Origin of the sequence: Comamonas sp. B-9 (assembly GCF_000410635.1) — a bacterium.
Classification (GTDB): domain Bacteria; phylum Pseudomonadota; class Gammaproteobacteria; order Burkholderiales; family Burkholderiaceae_C; genus Comamonas.
Window position 1 is genome coordinate 1 of sequence record NZ_KE148640.1, and the last position, 428, is coordinate 428.

General features: G+C 71.7%; 1 protein-coding gene. It reads left to right on the forward strand.

Annotation, left to right across the window (positions count from 1 at the left end):
- Positions 1 to 85 precede the first annotated feature (85 nt).
- On the forward strand, positions 86 to 428 hold a 343-nt coding region (locus H928_RS32940; protein WP_204366329.1), incomplete at its 3' end, for a hypothetical protein.

The window sequence follows — 428 nt, forward strand, 5'->3', positions numbered from 1 at the left end:
CCCGGATGCCGGGGGCCCGGATGCCGGGGGCCCGGACGCCGGAAGCCCGGACGCCGGACAACCCGCTGCCGATGGACCCGTCGCGTTGACTGCCGCAGAGCGGCTGGAGCAGCCGTCTGCCGCTGACACCGATCAGCTGCCGCCAGCGCTGCAAAGCGACTCTCAGCCCCCAGCCGACACCGACCCCGACGCCGACCCGGCCCTGCTGCTGTCGCCCGGCGAAGGCGCAGAGCAAGAAGGCGAAGATGCCGCAGACGCCCCCAGTGCCACGGCACCTGCCGAAGATCTGGAATACCAGCTGCGCGTGCAGCTGGCGCAGTTCCGTGGCCTGGTGCGGCAAGCGCAGATGGCGCGCGATGCGGCGCTCAATCTGTTCTACCAATCTTTGGCCACGCCGCTGTGGCAGGCCGCATCGGCCCCGGGGCTCG